This is a genomic window from Bacillus timonensis (genome assembly GCF_004799755.1).
GTDB classification, from domain to species: Bacteria; Bacillota; Bacilli; order Bacillales; family Bacillaceae_L; genus Ferdinandcohnia; species Ferdinandcohnia timonensis_A.
The window spans coordinates 1-5,751 of record NZ_SLUB01000106.1; the positions used below are offsets into that span (position 1 = coordinate 1).

Here is a 5,751-nt window from a genome sequence, read left to right on the forward strand (position 1 = left end):
AGATGTGTATAAGAGACAGTTCATGTTCTACCCAAGCGAAATATTGGACATGTTAATCTTCTACATAACATCTCTTTTTTTAAAATAAGCCCTTTAGATAATTTAGATTAGACTCTTTGCAAATCCTATACTTTTTTCCACATAACCCATATTTTTATAAAATTTATGTGCCTTCATTCTTTCTGTTCGGTTTCCGCTATTTAAACCGATTCCAATCGCCCCAATTGTTCTTGCCCAATACTCTGCTTCTTCTAAAATTTTTTTTCCTATCCCTTTATTACGATAATTAGAATCTACTACAAGGGCTAAAATACGAACATAGAAGCCATCAAACTCATAATAATATCCCTTAACCATTCCAATCATCCCAACTATTTTGCCATCATAAGAAGCTAATAAAGTTTGATAATCAGGACTTGATTTAATTTTAATAAAACGTTTTTTCATTTTTTCAATTGTAGTAGGATAACCAAGTCAATCCACCAGTGAAGTTAATTCCTCAATATCATTTACTGTTGCTTCCCTAATTTCCATTTTTCAAATCTCCTATGGTTTATATACTTGTTTATCTTTAGGTAAGTACCGATAATTTTCCTTCTCACACTAATAAACCTCATTTGTGTAAAAGAAAATTGTCTTAGCTATACTGATAATCTTACTAACCCTGTTGGTTAAAGAAAAATTTATTGAAATATATCTTTAAAATAGCTTAGAGTTGGTACAATGCAACTAGAATCATACATGTATTCCAGTTCAGTCTTTGTAACCCATTTTATATCGCTGACTTCATCTTTTTGAAGAACGGTTTCTGTGATATCAAAGTTCTGATTAAAAAGCCATATATCATAAAAATCATTAAAAACATCCCTGCGCTCGCTTCTAATCAGCTTTCCATTAGACTTAACCAAGGTGATGCTAATTTCTTCCTTCACTTCTCTTACAGCACCTTCGAGGCTGTTTTCACCTGATAATATGGAGCCACCAGGACATTCCCACAGGTTAGGATAAGGTTTATTTGGATGTCTTTTCGTTAAAACGATCTCACCCATTTTATTCATGATCCAAACATGGACAACTATATGATAATCACCATTTTCTAACGGATTTCCACGTACATGAGTTTTATTTGTTTTATTTCTATTTTTATTGTAAATATCCCAAACCTCCAAATAATCACCTCCAAAACTCTTTTTTAATAACAATTCTGGAATCCGTAGTCTGCAACGAGAGTGAAAAAGCGTTCCCGCATATTATAGAAACGTACATTTTCCTTTAAGTACAGATTATCACAATCTTTTTGAAAATGTATCAGAAAATTCTTTATTCAACTTTCTATTAATGGTATTCTACAAATGAAAATATTTCCAAAAGGAGGAATTGTTTTGACAATCACTACAAATGATAGAACCATTATTAATAAGGTTACAATTAATGCCCCCTTACATTTAGTCTGGTACGCTTGGACAATTTCTGAACGAGTTTCAGAATGGTTTGCACCTGAAGCATTCATAGAAGCTATAGAAGGTGGGGCTTACGAACTTTATTTTATTCCTGGAAATACAAATGAAATGAATACTAAAGAATGCAAGATTATTAAACTTGTTGAAGAAAAAGAATTACGATTCACTTGGAAAGGCCCAGATCAATTTGACTCTATTATGAATAGTGAAAATGAATTAACTACTGTAAATGTTAGCTTTGAACAAGTTGATACCGAAACTACAAAAGTGATTGTTGAGCATTCAGGATTTAAAGAAGATAACATTTGGAAAGAAGCATTTGAATGGCATCAAATGGCTTGGTCAGGTGTTCTAAGCAGCTTAAAGTCTGCTCTTGAAAAGGGTGAAGGTAGTTTATGTTGCCAACCTATAAAATAAACTAAACTGCACAAACCATCTATTGTTTCGAAATTAATAGATGGTTTTATTCTTACTTTTGAAAAATCCAAATTTAATTAAACGGCACCATTAATAAGAAAACAATCGTTGAGTTACTTCTTTAATCCATTTACCCTCTTTATCAGCAAGTAAGGTAGTCCACCCCAAATTCCTTGCTACTATTAGGTTTTTCTCTTGGTCATCAACGAATAAAACATTCTTTTTATTATCGAGAATTGAATTAACCCTTATATAAATATCAAGTTGGGGTTTACAAAATCCCACATCCCCAGAAATGGTTATACTTCTTATGTAATCTTGCACAGGATCAATTATGTGTTTCACCCATTCTATACGGTGATTACTTAATAAATGTATTTTTGCAGATTTACTCCATATTGGAATTTGTTCAAGTGTAGGTAATGGTTTTATAGTCGTTAGTAATTTACTTCTGGCATATGCTATATCGATTGTTGGGAATTTTTTTAGTAATCTATCCCAAAATTCTTGTTCCTCGATCTTTCCAGTCCATAGTTCCTCACGAATGTCCTTTCTGAACTTAATGAGGTCATCATAAGAAGCATTAAATTTTGAAGATAAATCCTTCCAAAATATCGGTGAAAAATTCGTTGCAATTACTCCAGCTATATCTAAAATTAAATTAGGTTTCCCAATCATTCTTTTGTTTCACCTTTCCAAAAATATGCCTCTAAATTTGATTACAGTTTTTTTTACTAACCTGCCAGTTTGTTAATTAATGTTCAAAAAAAGGCTGTGAATCCTGACTAGATAAATGTACCCGTTACCCATCCAAGAAGTGCACAAACCATGCTTTCACCACAGAGAATGAAAATAGTTAGGATGTGTCAATACTGATACTGACCTTGAACCCGTCGACCAATCCATATCCATGATTTGCAGCTTTCTCAATTTTTTTAAACACATGAGACGTTTTCTCTTTGGTACTGTCTTTTTTCGAGGACAAATAAGTTAATTTTCATGGTAGTTGAAGAAGATTCTATTATTTTCTAAGTTTTAATTTTTCTAATCTTTATTTCTGAACAATGTATAAATATTTTTGTTTGTGAAAATAAAAATATTTCATGTTGTAATTTCCTTTTACTCAACGGAAGGATTTCATCATATCCCCACTCATCAAGTCCTTTTCTTCCACCGAAGACAATTCCATTAGGCCGATTACTGTAAACATTTCTTGTAATATCAAAATCCATTAAAAACTTACGAACGTTTAACCACTGAATTTCATATATCCCCGCACCTTCTTCATATTGCTCAATGCCCAATTAATTTTGGTCGGGTCCTTTCTTTTCCCATTTTCTTAATTCAATAGTATAAGAGAAACAACCTTACCATCATGAAATGAATGGTTTTTTAAAAAATTTGATGAATTTTTTTAAAATCTAGGTAATAGTTTCTTTAATTCATTTGCATAGCCCACTACATCTCAATGGTCATCTCTACAAAATACTTCATTGAATAATTCTCCTCAAACTATCGAATTTACTTATCAAATATTATCTCAGAAAATGGCCCGTTCGCGGAATATAAGTTTAACGACACTCTTCAACTATCCTTCCACTTTTATACAAAAAATAAGCGATAATCCTTCTTGGATCATCGCACCGTTAAAATAAGGGAAAGTATTGTAATGTATTGAAAATTATATAAACCCTTGTTTCAGAACACATTCGAGATTCGGGACATCAATCCATCACTTTTTCACCTCTATTATCTCAGGTATGGTCGTCCAGTACGATGGGTCTTCTAAACCAAGACGCCAAATCCCGATTCCTTTCAAGTCATATTTTTCTACAAGGTCTAACTTATACCGAAGACTCTTGCTATTCTCAAACCATACCTGGTGGCTATGTTGCTCTTTATCTACGTAACTGAAATGAGGTGTTTTTGAATCGGAGTCCCATATCACTTTCGCTTTATACTTTTCTTTCAGATCCATTAACTGTTCATAGGAGCTATATTCAGCTTTGTCTGCAGTTGTATCCCAGTCCCATCCATAACCTGCGATACCGAGTATTATTTTTGATGGTGGTACTTCCTGTTTTAAGGCATAACGAATCGTTGCTTCTGTCCAATCAACTGATGCTGTTGGACCAGGTTTTGTTCTTGGGTTGTGTTCATCGTAGGTCATAATCATTAACCCATCCGCATATTGGCCAAGTTTTTCGTAATCAAACCACGCAGACCAGGGATTGGCGCGGGAATCACCAGTGTTTGCCGGGACTGAAACCGTCACTACTTTTCCATCATGATGCAGAGCATCGGACAATTCTTTTATCATCAGACTAAAGGAATTTTTGTCAGTCAAATTCAAATTTTCCATGTCGATATTGATACCATCATATTTAAACTGAGCTATTTCATTGCGAAGGTTCTGAATGAAAATATCCCGGTTTTTATCGTTATTAAGTACATTACCCGCTACTTGTTTTCCTTTCTCCACGGTTTCATAGAAGAGATTATGTACAACCATATATACCTTTAGGTTTTTATCATGAGCACTCTGAATAACCTTTCGTTTATGATCCGATTTAACAGAAGCGATAAGATTGCCTGGACGTTTATCATCAAGCTTATACCAAAAAGGAGCAATACTGCTTAAACTAGAAAATTGCGAGTTAACTGTAGGTTGAGACCCTGGATACACTCCTTCCTGTTCTGTGTAGAAACCTAACACTTCACGAGGAGTTTTATCAATTTTTGGTACCTCCTCACTTTTTACCTGACTACATGATGATAATAATAAAAAAAACATGACTAACGAAATAATCGTGAATGTTCGAAAATAAATCCTCTCCATACTACACCTACTTCTAATTTGGTTATTACTAAGTTGATTAGAAAAGGTGTTTCTTATTCATGAATTGTCCTCTCTCCCTTTAAAGGATTTCAGAAATAAGAGTAGTTCGGTTTTATAGTGGATTAAGAAACTATGCCTGATTCACTAACCTTACTCCTTTTTAAAAAAAGTATTTATTACTGAATGGACTTGTGATTGTTGAATAGGAGTCGATCTATCATAGTCGAATATTCGTCAGCAACTAGGGCTGCACCAGCACTATTTAAATGTATGCCGTCTAACGTGAAGTGAAGTCCTCGTTTTTTTGATATCCGGTCGATGCTAGATGGATTTTTATAAAAGAGAACATCAAGCATCACTCTCATCACTTTGATATTGACGTAATCTGAACTAGTTACTTTAGAGAGGTGTTTCTCAAATGCGGAATGCATGTCCAGAAAACTTACATTTACATGACTTTTAGAGAGGGATTCGATGATGGAGGATAATTTTTTAATTTCTTTATTTGATTCATTCTGTAAAGTTTCACCCACTAGGGCTGGCGAAACTGTTACCACGTGTATAGAAGACGCAGTAACTATTTCTAATACTATGTTGTAGTACTCCCTAAATTCCTCGGGATCGTTTGCAACAGGCTGTGCTTGGACTCTCAACAATTTTGAATAAACATCATTGACTCCAATCCAAAGGAAAATTAGATCATAATCTAATTTTGTTTTGGTTAAACGTGTATGCAAACTTTTTACCGTCTCCCCTGGTTTGCCGAGATTATCAAATGAAATAGTTGAATAGTTTTCTTTTAAAATGTTCACAAAAGATACTCCCGGACGACCTTCTGTTAAACTATCACCTACTAGTCCAATCTTCATTGTAAAAATCCTCCTTTTTTATGGCCTTCATAAAATAACTATATTAAAAATAGCAATACCATGCTTACCTTATTTCACCCTTATTTCGGTTTTAAATCTTCTTCTAATTGTTTCTCAATCTCATCATTACTTACCTTTTCTATCTGCTCTTCTTTAACATCTAGAT

Annotated in this window: 7 protein-coding genes; 1 reads left to right on the plus strand and 6 read right to left on the minus strand. The window is 33.6% G+C overall.

Annotation, left to right across the window (positions count from 1 at the left end):
- Window positions 1-102: 102 nt before the first annotated feature.
- Together E1I69_RS23705 and E1I69_RS23710 are read right to left on the minus strand one after the other, a co-directional pair.
- Window positions 103-447, minus strand: a complete 345-nt coding sequence (locus E1I69_RS23705) for a GNAT family N-acetyltransferase (protein ID WP_242634692.1) — start codon at window positions 445-447, stop codon at window positions 103-105.
- A gap of 236 nt (window positions 448-683) precedes the next feature.
- Window positions 684-1,169 carry an NUDIX hydrolase gene (locus tag E1I69_RS23710; RefSeq protein WP_136381968.1) on the minus strand — a complete coding sequence of 162 codons (486 nt, stop codon included), beginning with the start codon at window positions 1,167-1,169 and terminating at the stop codon, window positions 684-686.
- A 213-nt stretch (window positions 1,170-1,382) separates the two neighbouring features.
- Here E1I69_RS23710 and E1I69_RS23715 point away from each other — a divergent pair, with 213 nt between their 5' ends.
- Window positions 1,383-1,877, plus strand: a complete 495-nt coding sequence (locus tag E1I69_RS23715) for an SRPBCC family protein (RefSeq protein WP_207308605.1) — start codon at window positions 1,383-1,385, stop codon at window positions 1,875-1,877.
- 90 nt (window positions 1,878-1,967) lie between these two features.
- Here the strand turns inward: E1I69_RS23715 and E1I69_RS23720 are convergent, their stop codons facing one another.
- The 4 genes from E1I69_RS23720 to E1I69_RS23735 all read right to left on the minus strand — a co-directional run bounded on the left by E1I69_RS23720 (window position 1,968) and on the right by E1I69_RS23735 (window position 5,585).
- On the minus strand, window positions 1,968-2,555 hold the full coding sequence (locus tag E1I69_RS23720; protein ID WP_136381970.1) for an HAD family hydrolase: 588 nt from the start codon (window positions 2,553-2,555) through the stop codon (window positions 1,968-1,970).
- A 350-nt stretch (window positions 2,556-2,905) separates the two neighbouring features.
- Window positions 2,906-3,181 (minus strand): hypothetical protein, encoded by a 276-nt coding sequence (locus tag E1I69_RS23725; RefSeq protein ID WP_136381971.1) that lies wholly within the window; start codon window positions 3,179-3,181, stop codon window positions 2,906-2,908.
- Between the two features lie 428 nt (window positions 3,182-3,609).
- Window positions 3,610-4,716: a glycosyl hydrolase family 18 protein gene (locus E1I69_RS23730; RefSeq protein WP_136381972.1), complete on the minus strand. Its 1,107-nt coding sequence runs from the start codon at window positions 4,714-4,716 to the stop codon at window positions 3,610-3,612.
- 176 nt (window positions 4,717-4,892) lie between these two features.
- Entirely contained in the window at window positions 4,893-5,585 is a 693-nt protein-coding gene (locus tag E1I69_RS23735; protein ID WP_136381973.1) for an SGNH/GDSL hydrolase family protein, read from the minus strand.
- Window positions 5,586-5,751: the final 166 nt, after the last annotated feature.

Coding starts and splice junctions, on each gene's coding strand:
- E1I69_RS23720 (WP_136381970.1), bottom strand. CDS start 2,555: ATGATTGGGAAACCTAATTTAATTTTAGATATAGCTGGAGTAATTGCA.
- E1I69_RS23735 (WP_136381973.1), bottom strand. CDS start 5,585: ATGAAGATTGGACTAGTAGGTGATAGTTTAACAGAAGGTCGTCCGGGA.
- E1I69_RS23730 (WP_136381972.1), bottom strand. CDS start 4,716: ATGGAGAGGATTTATTTTCGAACATTCACGATTATTTCGTTAGTCATG.
- E1I69_RS23705 (WP_242634692.1), bottom strand. CDS start 447: ATGAAAAAACGTTTTATTAAAATTAAATCAAGTCCTGATTATCAAACT.